This window comes from Bradyrhizobium sp. WBAH42 (genome assembly GCF_024585265.1).
Classification (GTDB): Bacteria; Pseudomonadota; Alphaproteobacteria; order Rhizobiales; family Xanthobacteraceae; genus Bradyrhizobium.
In genome coordinates this window covers 2,351,621-2,367,953 of sequence record NZ_CP036533.1, presented here as the reverse complement: position 1 = coordinate 2,367,953, position 16,333 = coordinate 2,351,621, and the positions used below count along the sequence as shown (strand labels likewise).

Annotated in this window: 16 protein-coding genes; 10 read left to right on the top strand and 6 right to left on the bottom strand. The window is 64.5% G+C overall.

What is annotated here, in order from left to right; genetic code table 11:
* Positions 1–76: 76 nt before the first annotated feature.
* Positions 77–718 carry a pyridoxamine 5'-phosphate oxidase family protein gene (locus DCG74_RS11045; protein ID WP_172784962.1) on the bottom strand — a complete coding sequence of 214 codons (642 nt, stop codon included), beginning with the start codon at positions 716–718 and terminating at the stop codon, positions 77–79.
* Between the two features lie 122 nt (positions 719–840).
* Here DCG74_RS11045 and DCG74_RS11040 point away from each other — a divergent pair, with 122 nt between their 5' ends.
* Positions 841–1,725 carry a LysR family transcriptional regulator gene (locus DCG74_RS11040; RefSeq protein WP_172784963.1) on the top strand — a complete coding sequence of 295 codons (885 nt, stop codon included), beginning with the start codon at positions 841–843 and terminating at the stop codon, positions 1,723–1,725.
* 182 nt (positions 1,726–1,907) lie between these two features.
* On the opposite strand, the gene DCG74_RS11035 is transcribed toward DCG74_RS11040, so the two are convergent.
* Positions 1,908–2,327 (bottom strand): PaaI family thioesterase, encoded by a 420-nt coding sequence (locus DCG74_RS11035; RefSeq protein ID WP_172784964.1) that lies wholly within the window; start codon positions 2,325–2,327, stop codon positions 1,908–1,910.
* Between the two features lie 573 nt (positions 2,328–2,900).
* Between DCG74_RS11035 and DCG74_RS11030 the strand changes: the two genes are divergently transcribed.
* From DCG74_RS11030 to DCG74_RS11015, 4 genes are all read left to right on the top strand, one after another.
* Positions 2,901–3,917 carry a TRAP transporter substrate-binding protein gene (locus tag DCG74_RS11030; RefSeq protein ID WP_172785227.1) on the top strand — a complete coding sequence of 339 codons (1,017 nt, stop codon included), beginning with the start codon at positions 2,901–2,903 and terminating at the stop codon, positions 3,915–3,917.
* A 204-nt stretch (positions 3,918–4,121) separates the two neighbouring features.
* Positions 4,122–4,658, top strand: a complete 537-nt coding sequence (locus DCG74_RS11025) for a TRAP transporter small permease (RefSeq protein ID WP_210268232.1) — start codon at positions 4,122–4,124, stop codon at positions 4,656–4,658.
* A 2-nt stretch (positions 4,659–4,660) separates the two neighbouring features.
* Positions 4,661–5,980, top strand: coding sequence for a TRAP transporter large permease (locus tag DCG74_RS11020; RefSeq protein ID WP_172784965.1), 1,320 nt, complete (start codon positions 4,661–4,663; stop codon positions 5,978–5,980).
* 10 nt (positions 5,981–5,990) lie between these two features.
* The gene (locus tag DCG74_RS11015; protein WP_172784966.1) at positions 5,991–6,452 is read left to right on the top strand and encodes a DUF3237 domain-containing protein; all 462 of its coding nucleotides are present in this window, start codon (positions 5,991–5,993) and stop codon (positions 6,450–6,452) included.
* An 83-nt stretch (positions 6,453–6,535) separates the two neighbouring features.
* Here DCG74_RS11015 and DCG74_RS11010 read toward each other — a convergent pair whose 3' ends face one another.
* The 3 genes from DCG74_RS11010 to DCG74_RS11000 form a co-directional block, all read right to left on the bottom strand.
* Positions 6,536–6,742 carry a hypothetical protein gene (locus tag DCG74_RS11010; RefSeq protein ID WP_018648496.1) on the bottom strand — a complete coding sequence of 69 codons (207 nt, stop codon included), beginning with the start codon at positions 6,740–6,742 and terminating at the stop codon, positions 6,536–6,538.
* Positions 6,743–6,860: 118 nt separating this feature from the next.
* Positions 6,861–7,136 carry a YiaA/YiaB family inner membrane protein gene (locus tag DCG74_RS11005; protein WP_172784967.1) on the bottom strand — a complete coding sequence of 92 codons (276 nt, stop codon included), beginning with the start codon at positions 7,134–7,136 and terminating at the stop codon, positions 6,861–6,863.
* A 52-nt stretch (positions 7,137–7,188) separates the two neighbouring features.
* Positions 7,189–7,884, bottom strand: a complete 696-nt coding sequence (locus tag DCG74_RS11000; RefSeq protein WP_172784968.1) for a PspA/IM30 family protein — start codon at positions 7,882–7,884, stop codon at positions 7,189–7,191.
* Between the two features lie 103 nt (positions 7,885–7,987).
* On the opposite strand from DCG74_RS11000, the gene DCG74_RS10995 reads away from it, so the two are divergent.
* The 4 genes from DCG74_RS10995 (at position 7,988) to DCG74_RS10980 (ending at position 13,293) form a co-directional block, all read left to right on the top strand.
* Positions 7,988–8,620, top strand: coding sequence for a TetR/AcrR family transcriptional regulator (locus DCG74_RS10995; protein WP_172784969.1), 633 nt, complete (start codon positions 7,988–7,990; stop codon positions 8,618–8,620).
* A gap of 69 nt (positions 8,621–8,689) precedes the next feature.
* Positions 8,690–10,144, top strand: a complete 1,455-nt coding sequence (hydA, locus tag DCG74_RS10990) for a dihydropyrimidinase (protein ID WP_172784970.1) — start codon at positions 8,690–8,692, stop codon at positions 10,142–10,144.
* A gap of 120 nt (positions 10,145–10,264) precedes the next feature.
* Entirely contained in the window at positions 10,265–11,542 is a 1,278-nt protein-coding gene (locus DCG74_RS10985) for a DUF892 family protein (RefSeq protein ID WP_172784971.1), read from the top strand.
* Between the two features lie 128 nt (positions 11,543–11,670).
* Complete coding sequence (locus DCG74_RS10980; protein ID WP_172784972.1) at positions 11,671–13,293, top strand: ABC transporter substrate-binding protein; 1,623 nt, start codon at positions 11,671–11,673, stop codon at positions 13,291–13,293.
* On the opposite strand, the gene DCG74_RS10975 is transcribed toward DCG74_RS10980, so the two are convergent.
* Entirely contained in the window at positions 13,290–14,633 is a 1,344-nt protein-coding gene (locus tag DCG74_RS10975; RefSeq protein WP_172784973.1) for a glycoside hydrolase family 3 protein, read from the bottom strand. The genes DCG74_RS10980 and DCG74_RS10975 overlap by 4 nt on opposite strands.
* Positions 14,634–14,820: 187 nt before the next feature.
* On the opposite strand from DCG74_RS10975, the gene DCG74_RS10970 reads away from it, so the two are divergent.
* Positions 14,821–16,323, top strand: coding sequence for a DUF4173 domain-containing protein (locus DCG74_RS10970; protein ID WP_172784974.1), 1,503 nt, complete (start codon positions 14,821–14,823; stop codon positions 16,321–16,323).
* Positions 16,324–16,333 lie beyond the last annotated feature (10 nt).

The window sequence follows — 16,333 nt, the reverse complement described above, 5'->3', positions numbered from 1 at the left end:
ACCCCTCACCCGTCTCGCCGCTCCGCGGCGGTGCACCCTCTCCCACAAGGGGAGAGGGTGTACCGCGCAGGCTGCTTTAGCTTTCGTTGGAGGCTAAGCTCGCCTTCTCCCCCTTCAGCGCCGCAACCTCCGCCTCCAGCTCCGCGATCCTCGCATCCCTCGCCGCCAGCGCGGCCGCGACGTCGGACGCGTCGAATTTCTGCGGGATGTGCTGCGGGCAGTTGGTGTCCCAGGCCGCGATCTTGAACAGAATCACCTGCTCGGGGCGGGCACGATAACCTTTCGGCATCAGTGACGTGGTCAGGGCTTCGTCGTCCTCGACCACGCGCGCCTCGCCCCAGATCTTCACACGGCGGCCGTGGGCGTAGTCCATCACGAAGATGTAGGCTTTGGGATTCTCCGAGAGGTTCCCTTGCGTGATGAACTGCTGGTTGCCGGCGTAGTCGGCGAAGGCGAGCGTCTGCTTGTCCAGCACCTTGAGAAATCCCTTCGGGCCGCCGCGGTGCTGGATGTAGGGCTGGCCGTCGGCTGAAGCGGTGGCGAAGTAGAAGCTATTGGCGTCGGCGAGGAAGGCGGCGAGATTGTCGTCGACCTCGGTGCGCCAGCCGCGCTGCTCGCTGCGTGCATAGGCCTCGCGCGAACCCTTGCGGGCCTGGATCGTCTTCACCGCCGGCGAGAAGGCCACGTCGCTGGCATAGGTGTGGACTGCGGTCGTCATCGGAACATCTCCTGAAATTCCGGCGCATGCTTGCGTCTTTCGCGCCTAATCTGGACCTTTCGGCGCCTAAAACAATTGAGCACCTTGACACTTCATCATTGCGATATATGCAATAATGTCCCATGGACCGCCTGGAAGCCATGCACGTCTTCGTCACGGTCGCTGATCTCAGCGGCTTTGCGCCGGCCGCGCGAAAGCTGCAGCTGTCGCCATCGGCGGTGACGCGGCTGATCGCGGCGCTCGAGGAGCATCTCGGCGCGCGGCTGCTGCAGCGGACCACCCGGCAGGTGACGCTGACCGACGTCGGCACGCGCTATCTGGAGCGAGCTCGGCGCATCCTCGCCGATGTCGAGGAGGCTGACGGCTCGGCGCGGGAGGAGCGCAACCGGCCGAGCGGGCGCCTCGTCGTGTCGGCGCCGGTCGGCTTCGGCCGGCTGCATGTCGGGCCGGTCATGACCGCCTATCTCAAGCGCTATCCCGAGGTCACGGCCGAGCTCCGGCTGTCGGACCACCTCGTCAACCTCGTGGAGGACGCCGTCGATGCAGCGGTGCGGATCGGCCGCCTCGCCGATTCCTCGCTGGTGGCACGCCAGGTCGGCGAGATGCGGCGGATCGTGGTGGCTGCGCCCGGCTATTTGAAGCGGCATGGTGAGCCGAAGACGCCGGAAGCGCTCGCCACGCACCAGACCATCCAGTTCGGCCCCTGGTCCGAATGGCGCTTCCTGCGCGACGGCCGCGATATCGGGCTGCCGCTGTCCCCTCGCTTCATCAGCAACAGCGCCGACGCCGCCCTGCAATATGCCGAGGCCGGCGGCGGCGTGACGCGGGTGCTGGCCTATCAGGCCGCCGAGGGCCTGAAGCGCGGACGCCTGAAGATCGTGCTGGCGAAGTACCAGCAGCCGGCGCTGCCGATCCACATCGTCTATCCGACCTCGCGTCTGCTCTCGGCCAAAGTGCGCGCGTTCATCGATCTCGTGGTGGAGACGGCGGAGTGGAGGTTTGGGTAAGTGCGTGTCCCGCCCCGCTATCTCCACATCGTCATTGCGAGCCAACGGGTCCGCGCGTAGCGCGGCCCGATGACAGGCTCCGCGAAGCAATCCAGAGTCTTTCCGCAGTGGCAGTCTGGATTTGCTTCGCTACGCTCGCAATGACGGTACAAGGGGCGACATCGCGGCCCACCTCACGAGTGTCATCCCTTCTTCGGCACCACCCGGAACGTACCGCTGGCCCGCGCGATCACGGCGTCGTCCGCCTTCACCAGGCACTGCGCGAAGCAGATCGTGTTTCCGGCCTTGATCGCCTCGCCCTCGACCGCGAGCCATTGGCCGATCTCGGCGGCGCCGACATAGTCGACCGACAGCGAGATGGTGACGAACGACGTCGTCCAGCCCGTCGCCTGGGCGCAGCTGTAGCCCATGGCGGCGTCAGCGAGCGCCGCGATCAGCCCGCCGTGAATCAGCCCGCGGGCGTTGGTGTGCGGCGTCGCCAGGCGGAGTCCGACGGTGACGCCCTTGTCGGTCTTCTTCGAGTAGAGCGGCTCCCAGGGATCGGTCAGCGGCGCTTTGCGGAAATGCGGCTCGTAGCCGGCGGGGATGTCGGTGAAGGTCATGGCAATCTCGCTTCATTGCTTTGGCCGCATTGGAAGCGAATGAAGCGGCGAATGCATCACCTACAAAGCTTTAAACGGAATTTGTGCAGGTGTTTGAAACGAGCTCCGCCGTCGCCTCACCAAGACTGTCATCACCCGCCTTGTGCGCAATGGCGCACCGGGGCGGGTGATCCAGTATTCCAGAGACGACAGTGATTGAAATCGAAAGGCCGCGGCGTACTGGATGCCCCGCCTTCGCGGGGCATGACAGTTGCCCCAGCAACGATCCGGTCGGCCCCGGGTCGATGATTGCGACCTTTGCCCGCAATACTTGCTCCGCCCGATCCTGTAGGCTTGGGTCCGGGGCCTGCTTGTCGCACGGGCTCGCAGACGATAATTATAAGATATAACGTTTGCGCAAAGGGGAGAGCGGTCGTCGCCCGAGCAGCGACAAATCCATGCAACATGGCTGACGTAGATGGCGCGACACCCCGCGCCTCAGTTCCGGCTTGAACGCGCCGGCCAATTAGATAACATGTTAATTAACGAGACCGGGCCAACGAAGCCCGCCGTCGCAAAAGGGAGAGACGCGTGATGAGGAAAGCCTGTCTGGCCTTGCTGCTGGCAGCAAGCGTGAGCCCAGCGCTCGCGCAGGACAAGACCTTCGATCTGAAGATCTCGCATTGGGTGCCGGCCTCGCACCCCCTGCAGAAATCGCTGGAAGACTGGGCCGCCGCGGTCGAGAAGGATTCCGGCGGCACCATCAAGGGCAAGGTGTTCCCGGCCCAGCAGCTCGGCAAGGCCTTCGACCATTACGACATGGCGCGCGACGGCATCGCCGACGTCACCTATGTCAATCCCGGCTACCAGCCCGGCCGCTTCCCGATCATCGGCGCCGGGGAATTGCCGTTCCTGATCTCGGACGCCAAGGGCGGCTCGATGGGGCTCGACGCCTGGTACCGCAAATTTGCCGAGAAGGAGATGAAGGACGTCAAATATTGCCTCGCCTTCGTCCACTCGCCCTCCTCGTTCCATTCCCGCACCAAGAAGATCGTCAACCCTGAGGACGTCAAGGGCCTGAAGATCCGCCCGGCCCACGCCACGATGGCGAATTTCGTCACCTCGCTCGGCGGCACCAACGTGCAGTCCTCGGCGCCGGAAGTGCGCGACATCATCGAGCGCGGCGTCGCCGACGGCGTCACCTTCCCCTGGGGCTCCCTGGTGCTGTTCGGCATCGACAAGGTGACCAAGTACGACATGGAGGCGCCGCTCTACACCACGACCTTCGTGTTCGTGATCAACAAGGACAAGTACAATGCGATGTCCGACAAGCAGAAAGCCGCGATCGACAAGAACTGCACGGTCGAGACGGCGGGCGCGGTCGGCGAGCACTGGGGCAAGTTCGAGGACGCCGGCATCGACAAGGTGAAGGCGGAATCCAACCATGAGGTCTACAAGCTGACGCCCGAGCAGATCGCGGCCTGGAAGAAGGCCGCCGAACCGCTGGTCAAGACCTGGGGCGACGGCGCCAAGAAGGCCGGCGCCGATCCCGATGCGACGCTCGCGGAGCTCAAGGCCTCGCTGAAGAAGTACAACGCGCTGGCGGAGTGAAGCGGCGCCGGCGCGGCGACTTTCTCTTCCCCCTCGCCCCGTTCTTACGGGGAGAGGGTCGGGGTGAGGGGCTGCCTCCGCAAAAACAGTGAGAGATGGACTCGCGGAAAGTCCCCCTCACCCGCATCACATCTCCGATGCGATGCGGCCTCTCCCCGCGCGCGGGGAGAGACGAAGAGCCGCCGCTGGAGTCGAGATCAAGCAATGACAGCACACGACGGAACACACCCCGCAAGGCGCTCCTGGATGGATCGCGTGATCGACTCGATCGAATGGATCGCGGCCGGCTTCGTCGGCATCGTCGCGCTCGACATCTTCCTGTCGGTGCTCTTGCGCAACACGCTGAACTATTCGATCCCTGATTCCTTCGACATCGGCCGCATGCTGCTCGGCATCCTCATTTTCTGGGGCATCGCCGCGACCTCCTATCGCGGCACCCACATCACGGTCGACCTCGTCTGGGGCAATGTCGGGCCGCGCCATCAGCGCTGGATCGACGTGTTCGCGACGCTGGTGCTGCTGTTCGTCGTCACCGTGCAGACCTGGACGCTGTTCGACAAGGTGCGCGGCACCTACAACGACAACGTCCAGACCTTCGACCTGCACATGCCGACCTGGCCGTTCTTCGCGGTCGCCTGGATCGGCGACGTCTGCGCCGTGCTGCTGATCGCGATCCGCACCTACCGGCTGATCTTCCATCCCGAAGAGATGCACGACCCCAAGATCAAGGCGACGGAGTAACCATGAGCACCGATGCCGTCGCCGTAATCGGCTTTGTTTCCCTCTTCGTCCTGATGCTGCTGCGCGTGCCGGTCGGCATGGCCATGGGCCTCGTCGGCGTGTCCGGCTTCGCCTATCTCGTCAACGGGACGGCCGCGCTGAAGCTGGTCGGACAGACCTCGATGCGCACGGTCACCGACTACACGTTCGGCGTCATCCCGATGTTCCTGCTGATGGGCTCGTTCGTGTCCCATTCCGGCATGAGCCGCGAGCTGTTCCGCGCCGCCAACGGCTTCGTCGGACATTTGCGCGGCGGGCTCGGCATTGCCACCGTCGGAGCCTGCGGCGGCTTTGCCGCGATCTGCGGCTCGTCGGTGGCGACCGCCGCAACCTTCTCCGCCGTCGCCTATCCCGAGATGCGCCGGTTCGGCTATCCGCAGTCCTTCGCCACCGGCGTGATCGCGGCCGGCGGCACGCTGGGGGCGATGCTGCCGCCCTCCACCGTGCTCGCGGTCTACGGCATCATCACCGAGCAGGATATCGGCAAGCTGTTCATCGCCGGCATCATCCCGGGCCTGCTCGCGATGACCATGTACATGATCACGATCTTCCTGATCGGCTATTTCCGCCCAGACTTCCTGCCGAAAGGCAAGGTGACGCCGTGGCGCGAGCGCTTTGCCGGGCTGAAGGAGATCTGGGCACCGGTGCTGCTGTTCATCTTCGTCATCGGCGGCCTCTACGGCCTGCCCTTCCTGCCGCGCTTCACGCCGACCGAGGCCGGCGGCGTCGGCGCGACCGGGGCCTTCATCATCGGCGTGCTGACCGGCCGGCTCGACCGCGAGAAGGTGCTGGCCTCGCTGCTGCAGGCCACGCGCACCGCGGCTGCGGTGTTCACGGTGCTGATCGGCGCGCTGATCTTCGGCTATTTCCTCACGGTGACCCAGACGCCGCAGAAGGTGACGGAATTCCTCACCGGGCTCGGCCTCGGTCCCTACGGCGTGCTGGCCCTGATCATGGTGATGTATCTCGTGCTCGGCTGCCTGATGGACGCCATGGCGATGATCATCCTGACCGTGCCGATCATCTTCCCGGTGATCATGCATCTCGGCTTCGACCCGATCTGGTTCGGCGTCATCATCGTCATGACCGTCGAGCTCGGCCTGATCCATCCGCCGGTCGGCATGAACGTCTTCGTCATCAAAAGCGTGGTGAAGGACGTGTCATTCTCCACGATCTTCAAGGGCGTGATCCCGTTCGTGGCGACGGACCTGGTGCGGCTGGTGATCCTGATCGCCTTCCCGCTGCTGGCGACCTGGCTGCCGACGCGGATGATGGCGCATTGAAGGTGAAGCGATGACCACACCAACGCTGGAAACCAAATACCTCTTCACCATCACTGCGCGAATCGGCGATGTCGTGACCGCCGGCGAGACCGGGATCGGCGTCCGCCGCATCATTCCGATCATCGGCGGCGAGGTGACGGGCGCGATCACCGGAAAGGTGCTCCCCTTCGGCGCCGACTTCCAGACCATCCGGCCCAACGAGTTGATCGATCTCGAAGCGAAATACGCCTTCGAGACCGACGACGGTGCGACCGTCTACGTCGAGAACAAGGGTATGCGCTTCGGCCCGGTCGCGCTCCTGCAAAAGCTCAAGCGCGGCGAGCCGGTCGATCCGAAGCTGATCTATTTCCGCACCGTGCCGAAATTCGAGACCGGACACGAGAAGTACCGCTGGCTGATGGAGCACATCTTCGTGGCGTCAGCGGCGCGCCATGCGGATCGCGTTGTGATCGACGTGCATCAGGTGATGTGAGGGCCAGGCTGTAGGGCCTCTACCCGGATCGCGCCGGACGATGCTGCGCATGGCCGGAGGCAATCGGGGTGAGGCGAAGACGCCTACAACGTCTCTTGCTTATGCCCGCAGTTCTTGCAGGCGAACTTGACGCGGGTCTGGCCTTTCTCCGCCTGCACCCGGTTCGGCGCTCCGCACTTGCCGCAGACGGCCTCGATACGGGTCGAGCCCTGCTTGACCACGATGGTCTTCTTTTCCATCGATTCGCGGATCAGGCGCTCGGCCTCCTCGCGCAGGGATTGTTTCGACAAAGCTCGTCTCCGCCTCTGGAAAGCGCGAGAGCCATATCGCACCTGCACGCGAAGCACAATGCGCCCGTCCTGCCGCAGGGGCCCCGCCGCCCCACATTGCGGCGGGACCGTTCGCTCCTCACGCCGCCTTGGAGACCTCCATCAGCAGCCGCTCGGCCTTGGCATCCTCGATGCGGTTCACGAGGCGGCTGCTCTCATGATTGTCGCGCACGGTCTTGGTCAGGGTGACGCAGGTCTGGATCATCATCACGATGCCCATGGTGAGATAACCCTTCATCCAGAGGTCGATCGGCAGGAAGAAGATGCCGATGGCGACGAGGAAGGCGGACGCTGCGAAGGACGCGTAGGTAAAGCTCACCCAGGCGCCGCTGTGGAGCTGGCCGGTTTGATTCATGATCGTCTCCTGTTGTTTCGAATGATGATTGCGTTCGGCTTCAGGCGTGAGTTCAGGCCGCCGGCATGCGCTTGGACTTCAACCGCGCCAGCACGTCGTCTGCGGTCGTCTTGAGCCGGGGGCCAAAGCCCTGCTCGGCGAGTTTTTCGGCGGTGGCGAGCGGGCCGGTGGCCGCGTCGAGCTCGACCAGGGCATCGTCGGCCGCCTGAGCCTCCATCTGCCGCTCGCGCAGACGCCTCAGCGTGCCCTCCGCCTCCGGCAATGTCGATTCATAGGGGCGCGCGGCCTCGATGCCGCTGCGGCGAAGCGAGCGCACCGCGTCAGAGGCACGCGCGATCCGGCGACCGCGATCGAGCTCGGTGATACGGGCCTGCGCGTTGGCGACGTGGCGCTTCAACCGGGCGATCTCGGTCGCGAACAGCGCGCGCGCCGTCATGGCCGCATCGCGGTCGGCCTCCAGGGCCGCAATGGCTTCGGCGGCCTCCTTGGCGAGGTCCTCGCGGCCGCCATCCAGCGCCGCAACGGCGCGGGTCTCGAGATCGGCGATGCGCGCATTCGTGGCCTCGAGCTTCCGGCCTTCCTGCTGGTCCTGCGCGATCGCCAGCGCCAGCGTGCGCTTGCTGCGCTCGACGGCTGCGGCCGCATCGCGCATCTGTTGGTCCAGGATCAGAAGGGCGGTGCGGTCTTCCAGTTCCTCGCCCGCAGCGGCGACGCTACCGCGGAAGAGGGTCACGACGGTCTTGAACATTGGTTGCTCCCTGTCTATGAGCGTTGCTCACACATGCTTTGTAGCAGGAATCTTGAACATCGTTCAATAAATATTTGAGCGACGCTCACAAATTTGGTTAAAGATGACTAAAGCTCTGGAACGGCGAGAGAAATTGCGTGTCGCCCTGATCCAGGCGGCCGAGCGGATGATCGCTGAGAGGGGGTTGGCGGGCCTGAAAACCCGCGATTTGGCCCGCGAGATCGGCTGCGCCAATGGCGCGGTCTATAATCTCGTGGCTGATGTCGATGAGCTGATCCTGCGCGTCGGGTCGCGCACACTGCTCCGGCTCGACGAGGCGCTGACTTCCGCGACGCGTGCGGGCGAGCCATCGCCACGGGAATCCCTGGTCCGCATCGCCCTCGCCTATTGCGATTTCGCCGCCGAAAATCTCCAGCTCTGGCGCGCGCTGTTCGAGCACCGCATGGAGACGGGCAAGCTGGTGCCGGATTGGTCGGTGCACGACCAGATGCAGCTGTTCCGTCATATCTACCAGCCGCTGGCCGCGCTGTTTCCCGGGCGCAGCCCAGAGGAACTCGGCATCACCGCCCGCAGCCTGTTCTCGGCCGTGCATGGCATGGTGGCGCTCGGGCTGGAGCAGAAGCTGGTGGCGGTGCCGTTGCCGGCGCTGCGCAAGGAGATCGCGGGCCTTGTGCGCGCGATGATCGACGGGCTGGTCGCGCGCGATGTGAAAAAAGGACCGGCGGCGGCTGACTAAAATTTCACCTGTCGCATCGTGAGCGGTGCACTTAGCCTTCGAGCGGTCCCTCACCTCTCGGAGTCACTCATGCCCCTTCTCATCCGCGGCGGCACTGTCGTCAATCACGATCATTCGCGCCGCGCGGACGTGCTGATCGACGGCGAGACCATCGTCGCGATCGACGCATCGCTCGATGCGCCGACCGGTAGCCAGATCATGGATGCAGGGGGCGCCTACGTCCTCCCGGGCGGGATCGATCCGCACACCCATCTCGAAATGCCGTTCATGGGCACCGTCACCGCCGACGATTTCGAATCCGGAACCAAGGCGGCGCTGAGCGGCGGCACCACCATGGTGGTGGATTTCTGCCTGCCCGATCCCGGCCAATCCATGCTCGCGGCGTATCAGGAGTGGCGGCACAAATCCGAGAAGGCGGCCAGCGACTACGGCTTCCACATGGCGGTGACGTCGTGGTCGAAGCAGATCCACGACGAGATGGAGACCGTGGTCAAAACCTACGGCATCAACACCTTCAAGCACTTCATGGCCTACAAGGGCGCGCTGATGGTGAACGATGACGAGCTCTACAACTCGTTCGCGCGCTGCGCCCATCTCGGCGCCATGCCGGTTGTCCATGCGGAGAATGGCGACGTCGTCGCCTTGATGCAAGAGGCGCTGATCGCGCGCGGCGTCAACGGCCCCGAGGGCCACGCCTATTCACGGCCGCCGGAGGTCGAGGGCGAAGCCACCAACCGCGCCATCATGATCGCCGATATGACGGGCACGCCGGTCTATATCGTGCACACCAGCTGCCGCGAGGCGCATGAGGCCATCGCTCGCGCGCGGGCCAGTGGAAAGCGGGTCTATGGCGAGCCGCTGATCCAGCATCTGCTGCTCGATTCCGGCGAATACCAGAACAAGGACTGGGATCATTCCGCCCAGCGCGTGATGTCGCCGCCGTTCCGCGACAAATCGCATCAGGACAGCCTCTGGGCTGGCCTGCAAGCCGGCTCGCTCCAGGTGGTTGCGACCGACCATTGCGCCTTCACCACCGAGCAGAAGCGGTTCGGGCGCGGCGATTTCAGGAGGATCCCAAACGGCACCGGCGGCCTCGAAGATCGCCTGGCGCTGCTCTGGACCGCGGGCGTCGCCACCGGGCGGCTGACGAAAGAGGAATTCGTCGCGGTGACCTCGGCGAACATCGCGCGCATCCTCAACATCTATCCGCGCAAGGGCGCGATCGCCGTGGGCTCGGATGCCGACATCGTGGTGTGGGATCCCAAGCAGAGCAAGTCCATCAGTGCCAAGCGGCAGATGAGCCGGATCGATTACAACGTGTTCGAGGGTTTTGCCTGCACCGGCGCTGCGGCCGCAACGCTGTCGCGCGGCCGTATCGTCTGGAAGGATGGCGATCTGCGCGCCGAGGCCGGCGACGGGCGCTACGTCGAACGTCCCGCCTTCTCGCCGGTGCATGTGGCAAATTCGACCTGGAAGGAACTGACGGCTCCGCGCGCCGTCGCACGCAGCGCGGTAACACCATAAGCCATCGCGCTCGCTGGCAGACGTCCGGGCAACGACAGCCTCAAGCTCGGAGAGACTTAGGAACGAACGGCTGGAGGCCTCGTTGTCGCGCATATTTCCCTCCAGCACGCGAGTCCCTCCATGTATCACCACGTCAAGAAGCTGATGTTCACCGTGCGCGTCGACGAACCCGATCCGCGCTTCGGCAATATGCTCCTCGAGCAGTTCGGCGGCGCCAACGGCGAACTTGCGGCTGCGATGCAATATTCGATTCAGGGACTGAATTGCGAGGATCCAGACCGCAAGGACCTCTTGATGGATATCGGCACCGAAGAGCTCAGCCATCTCGAGGTCGTCGGTTGCCTCGCCCGGATGCATCTTGCGCCCTCGCGGAACGACCGCCAGGCCGCGGAGGCCGATCCGCTGATTGCGATCGCCGGCGGAGGCGGCGTCAATCTGTTTAACTCGCAAGGCAATCCCTGGACCGCCGACTATCTCAAGATCACCGGCGAGCTCGACGTCGATCTCCGCAGCAACATCGCCGCCGAAGCGCGTGCCAAGATCGTCTACGAGCGCCTGATCAATTTCTGCGACGACGCCGGCAGCAAGGACGCACTGCAATTCCTGATGACGCGCGAGATCACGCATATGAAGGCGTTCGCGCGCGCGCTCGAGAGCCTGTCGAAGCCGGCCTTCAGCATCGGCCGGATCGCCCCGACGCCGGGCCTCGTGAACCAGTATTTCAATGATTCCACCGGCAGCGGTGATCACGGCGAGATCGACACCCGCGGTCCTTGGAACGAAGGCGAGGACTGGGTGTTCACGGAATCGCCTGCGCTTCAGTCCGCCGATCCCGGCGCTGCCCCGTCGATCGTCGCGGAGAGTTCGCCGCCCGTCGACGAGGCCGGACTGACCGACCTTCTGCTTCACGAGCTGCGCGACATCCTCCATGCCGAGAAGCAGCTGACAAAGGCGCTCCCGAAAATGGCGCAGTCCGCCCGATTCGATCAGCTGCGTGAACTGTTCGAGCAGCATCTGGCCGAGACCGAAAATCAGGTCGAGCGCATCAACGAGTGCTTCGAGCTGCTCGGCGAGAACGCTCGCGCCAAGCCGTGCAAGGGCATGATGGGCCTGATCGAGGAAGGCCAGGAGGTCATGAAGGAAGGCGAAGAGAAGGAGGATGCGGCCGCGGACCTCGCGCTGATCTCTGCGGCGCAACGCGTCGAGCATTACGAGATGGCCGGCTATACCACCGCACGCAACCTCGCGCAGCAGCTGCGCCACAGCGCCATCGTCGCCCTGCTCTCCAAATCCCTCGCCGAGGAAGAGAATGCCGATCTCCTGCTCAACCAGGTCGCGCGATCGCTGATGTCGGTCGCGAAAATGCCCGCCGCGCTGGAGCAGGCCGAACAGACCTAAGCCGATCGCGCAGCGCGTATCCGGTCGAACCCAAGCCGTCTCGCGCCTTTGCGGTGCGGCTTGGCACGTCCTGCCTGTGGCATACACCTTGCCTCTCGATGCCGGACAATTCCGGACAGGAGGTACCCTTGAGCGTTTCACCCCTCGATTTGAACCGCCGCAGCGTCGTGCTCGGAGGCCTCGGTGTCGCCGGTATGACAGCATTTGCTCCATGCCTCGCCTGGGCACAGGGGCGAGCTGAGACGCTGCTGGTGGTGCAGGAGCTCGGGCCGAACTCGCTGGACATGCAGGGCGTCGGCTCCAACCAGACCGTGAACGGCCTGTCCTGGAATTGCTACGACCGTCTGCTCACCTACGCCTCCAAGACGCTGCCGGACGGCACGCTGTCGTATGACCGCGAGAAGCTCGCGCCCGAGCTCGCCGAGAGCTGGGAGGTCGCGGCCGACGGCATGTCCTGCACCTTCAAACTTCGCAAGGATGCCAAATTCCACGACGGTTCGCCTGTCACCGCCAAGGACGTCAAATGGTCGTTCGACCGCGCCGTGAAGGTCGGTGGCTTTCCGACCTTCCAGATGTCGGCGGGGTCGCTGGAGAAGCCGGAACAGTTCGTGGTGGTCGACGACCACACTTTCCGCATCGACTATGTCCGCAAGGACAAGATGCTGCTGTTCAACGTCGCCGTCGTCGTGCCCTTCATCATCAATTCCGAGCTCGCCAAGAAGAACGCGACTCCGGAAGACCCGTGGGCGCTGGCCTGGCTGAAGAACAACGAGGCCGGCGGCGGCGCTTACAAGATCGAGAGCTGGAAGCCGGGCAGCGAGACCGTGCTGACGCGCTTCGACGACTGGAAGAGCGGGCCGCTGCCGAAGGTGAAGCGCGTGATCGCACGCGACGTTCCTTCCGCCGGCACCCGCCGCGCCATGCTGGAGCGTGGCGATGCGGATATCTCCAGCGGCTTTGCGCCGCGCGATTTCGAGCAGATCATCAGGGAGGGCAAGGTCAAGGTCTCGGGCGTGCCGATCCCGAACGCGCTCTGGTACGTCGCGCTGAACACCGCCAAGCCGCCGTTCGACAATGTCAAGCTGCGCCAGGCCATCGCCTGGGCCATGCCCTACGAGCAGATCCAAACCAGCGCCTTCTTCGGGCGCGCCGTTCCCATGTATGGCGGCGCGGCCGAGGTCTCAAAGCCGGTCTGGCCGCAGCCATTTCCTTACGTCACCGATCTCGACAAGGCCAAGGCTCTGCTGAAGGAAGCAGGCTTCGAATCCGGCCTGGAGACCACGCTGTCGCTCGACACCGGCACCGCCACCGTCGGCGAGCCGGCCGCGATCCTGATCCAGGAGAGCCTCGCCAAGATCGGCATCAAGGCTTCGATCGAGAAAATTCCCGGCGCGAACTGGCGCACGACGCTGAACAAGAAGGAACTGCCTCTCGCGCTCAACCGCTTCAGCGGCTGGCTCGATTATCCCGAATATTACTTCTACTGGAATTTCCACGGCAACAACTCGATCTTCAACATCTCCTCCTACAAGAACAAGGAGATGGACGCCCTGATCGACAAGGCGCGCTTCACCACCGATACCGCGGAATACGACAGGTGCGTGAAGGATTTCATCGCGCTCTGCATGCGCGACGTTCCCGTCGTTCCGCTTAACCAGCCGATCCACGACGTTGCCATGCAAAAGGGTGTCTCCGGCTACGAATTCTGGTTTCACCGCGAGCCGGACTACCGCCAGTTCGCAAAAGGCTAGTTCCGCCGGGCGACGCTGACGGTGCGTGAGGCAGCTCGCGCCTGCGCGGTCGAAAAGCCGCGCTCCAGGCGCGCCGCGCTCGCATGCAGCATCGCCGCATCGAGCCTGCCCTGTCGCGATCCTTGCAGGGCGCAGGCAAAGACCCGGTAGAACTGCGCGCCGTCATAGGCGACCAGCAACAGATCGACGCCGGCATTGACCGCCTCGACCACGGCCTTGCAGACGTCGTTCTGGTAGATCGCGCCCATCACGAGGTCGTCGGTCATCACCACGCCCTGGTAGCCCCACGTCCCGCGAATGATCCCATCGACGACGCGCTTCGAATGCGAGGCGGCGCGATCGGGATCGACGGCGGTGAGCGTGACGTGGCCGACCATGAGCGCGCTGCGCGAATGCGACAGCACCTCGCGGAACGGGCGCCAGTCGGCTGCCTCCAGCTCCTTCACCGGCGTGTCGAGATTGGCGCTGAAATGATGCGTGTCGGTGCGGACGCGGCCGATGCCGGGAAAATGCTTGAGCGTGGCGCCGACGCCAGACTCCTCCAGCCCGCGCACATAGGCGCTCGCGATGGTGCTGACGACGGCGGGATCGGTCGCAATCGCGCGCTGGCCGATCAGGGTGTGGAAATCGAGACGGTTGCGCCGCGCCGGCGGCTTGAGGTCGAGCACCGGGGCGAGATTGAGGTTGACGCCGACTTGCGCGAGCTCGCGGCCGTGAATGCGGCCGAACTCTTCGGCTTTGGCCTGCTGATCGTCGGGGGCGAGCCCCGTCAGCGTCGCCAGCGCCGGCACCTTCGTCAGCGGCGGTGCAAGATGCCCGACGATGCCGCCTTCCTGATCGGCGGCGACGACCAGCGGCGGCAGGCCGGCTGCCCGTCTGAGATCCTGGAGCGCCGCGATCTCGGCCCGCAGCGCCTCGATGGTGCGGCCGCGGATATTGTGCCGGGTGACGTAGACGCCGCCGATCAGGCCCTGCCCGGCAAGACGCGCCACCTCGGAAAAAGAGGAATAGCCGACCATGAAGTGGGGCCCGAGCTGCCGCGCCTCGACGGCGCTGGCGCCGAGAACGTCGTGCTTGCGCAGCTCGAACTTCAGATGCGCGGCGGACATCAAGACAGGCGGCAAGCACCAGAGCATGACGAGCGCCTTGCCGGCCAAGGTGCGCCAGCGGCCTCTGCGCAGCAAGAGAACGACGATTGCGATGCTTGCGACGACAAGAGCGACGTTTCCGGCGCCGCGCAGCACGAGCAGATACGGATCGTTCTTGTTCGCGGCCAGAAATGCAACGAACGGCGCGGCGAGCCAGAGCAGGATGAGACCGATGCGGTTGAGCAATTGCATGATGCGTCACTTGCGAAAAGCGATGATGCTTCGCACCTATCAAAGCACTTCGCGCCGCGCGAGGGCCAAAATCGCGCCTGCACGAAAACTGCAAAAGACTCCTGAAACCGTGCAGACGATGGCCGCGGCTTCTGCGCAAACGCCGTTCAGAGTTCGTGATGCCACCATTCACGGAGACTTTCTGGACATGACGAGCCTGGCTTCGACATCGACGACGGACATCCAGCCTATCAGGCCTTCTGCGCTGTCGGCCAAGCTTGCAATGGCGCTGCTGCTGGCCGCGCTCGCCGACTGGCTGTTCTACGGCCAGCGGATCGGGCTGTCGCTGACGCTGTTTGCGATCGCGACCGCCTGCGTGTCGGTGCTGTTCAATCATGCGGCCCTGGACTTCAGGCGTGCGGCGATCGGCGGCGCGATCCTCACGCTCGGCGTCGTCCCCGCCGTGGAGGAGCTCAACACGCTGTCCTTCCTGATCCTCGTCGCGTCGCTGACGATCGCGCTGTTGCTTGCGACCAATCCTGATACGACCGAGCTCACCGACCGCGCCCGCGCGCTGCGCAATCTTCTCCTGCTTGGCCCCTTCAGGTTCTTCCTCGACGCGCCCCAGGTCTTCAACATGTCGGCGTTCACCCGCGGCGTCGCGCTCTGGCTGATGCCGGCGGCACTCGGCACCGTCTTCGTCGCACTGTTCGCCGCGGCCAATCCGGTGATCGAGCAATGGGTGTCCCTGCTTAATCCCAAAGTCATCCTCGAATATGTCAACACGTGGCGCGTTCTGTTCTGGACCATGATGCTGGCCCTGGTCTGGCCCTTCATCCATGTGCGCTGGCGGCGCAAGACGATGGTCACCACCACCGGGGTCGACGGCCCTGTGCCACCGCCGCTGCCGCCCATGGTCTCGGCAGAGTTTCTCGGCCCCTCCACCATCCTGCGCTCGCTGATCCTGTTCAACCTGCTGTTTGCGGCGCAGTCCATTCTCGACGGCATCTATCTCTGGGGGCACGTGGCGCTGCCCGACAACATGACTTATGCGACTTACGCCCATCGCGGTGCCTATCCGCTGATCGTAACCGCCCTGCTCGCTGCTGCCTTCGTGCTGGTGGCAATGCGCCCGGGCGGGCCGGCGGAGAAATCGACGGAGATCCGGCCGCTGGTCTATGTCTGGGTCGGGCAGAACGTGCTGCTGGTCGCGTCCTCCATTCTGCGGCTCGATCTCTACGTCGGCATCTACATGCTGACCTACTGGCGCATCGCGGCCTTCATCTGGATGGGCCTGGTGGCGCTAGGACTGATCCTGATCGTCGCCCGCATCGCGCTCAACCGGTCCAACCGGTGGCTCGTCTGCGCCAACCTGATCGCATTAACGATCGTGCTCTATAGTGTCTCGCTGGTGAACTTCGATGCATTCATTGCCGACTATAATCTGAAGCACAGCAGCGAAATGGGAGGGAACGGCGTGAAGATCGATGCCAACTACCTCCTCACGCTCGGGCCGCAGGCGCTGCCTGCGATCGACAAGGTCATTGCGCTTCGCGGCGGCGACTACTGTCTTGCGGGACGTCGAGATCGGCTTGTAGAAAGTCAACGGCAGGACCTCGCCTGGCGGGCCTGGGGTTTCCGGAGCTGGCGGCTGCAGCGCCGGCTCGACGCTCAGGTCAAGGTGCAGCCCGGCAATCAGCCGGCGGGGTGAGCGGAGAGTT

Excerpts from the sequence above, each read along its gene's own strand:
- DCG74_RS11005 (WP_172784967.1), bottom strand. The coding sequence starts at position 7,136 with ATGAATCAAACCGGCCAGCTCCACAGCGGCGCCTGGGTGAGCTTTACC.
- DCG74_RS11025 (WP_210268232.1), top strand. The coding sequence starts at position 4,122 with ATGACAGCACACGACGGAACACACCCCGCAAGGCGCTCCTGGATGGAT.
- hydA (WP_172784970.1), top strand. The coding sequence starts at position 8,690 with ATGCCCCTTCTCATCCGCGGCGGCACTGTCGTCAATCACGATCATTCG.
- DCG74_RS11015 (WP_172784966.1), top strand. The coding sequence starts at position 5,991 with ATGACCACACCAACGCTGGAAACCAAATACCTCTTCACCATCACTGCG.
- DCG74_RS11045 (WP_172784962.1), bottom strand. The coding sequence starts at position 718 with ATGACGACCGCAGTCCACACCTATGCCAGCGACGTGGCCTTCTCGCCG.
- DCG74_RS11035 (WP_172784964.1), bottom strand. The coding sequence starts at position 2,327 with ATGACCTTCACCGACATCCCCGCCGGCTACGAGCCGCATTTCCGCAAA.
- DCG74_RS11020 (WP_172784965.1), top strand. The coding sequence starts at position 4,661 with ATGAGCACCGATGCCGTCGCCGTAATCGGCTTTGTTTCCCTCTTCGTC.
- DCG74_RS10985 (WP_172784971.1), top strand. The coding sequence starts at position 10,265 with ATGTATCACCACGTCAAGAAGCTGATGTTCACCGTGCGCGTCGACGAA.
- DCG74_RS10970 (WP_172784974.1), top strand. The coding sequence starts at position 14,821 with ATGACGAGCCTGGCTTCGACATCGACGACGGACATCCAGCCTATCAGG.
- DCG74_RS11000 (WP_172784968.1), bottom strand. The coding sequence starts at position 7,884 with ATGTTCAAGACCGTCGTGACCCTCTTCCGCGGTAGCGTCGCCGCTGCG.
- DCG74_RS11040 (WP_172784963.1), top strand. The coding sequence starts at position 841 with ATGGACCGCCTGGAAGCCATGCACGTCTTCGTCACGGTCGCTGATCTC.
- DCG74_RS11030 (WP_172785227.1), top strand. The coding sequence starts at position 2,901 with ATGAGGAAAGCCTGTCTGGCCTTGCTGCTGGCAGCAAGCGTGAGCCCA.
- DCG74_RS10995 (WP_172784969.1), top strand. The coding sequence starts at position 7,988 with ATGACTAAAGCTCTGGAACGGCGAGAGAAATTGCGTGTCGCCCTGATC.
- DCG74_RS10975 (WP_172784973.1), bottom strand. The coding sequence starts at position 14,633 with ATGCAATTGCTCAACCGCATCGGTCTCATCCTGCTCTGGCTCGCCGCG.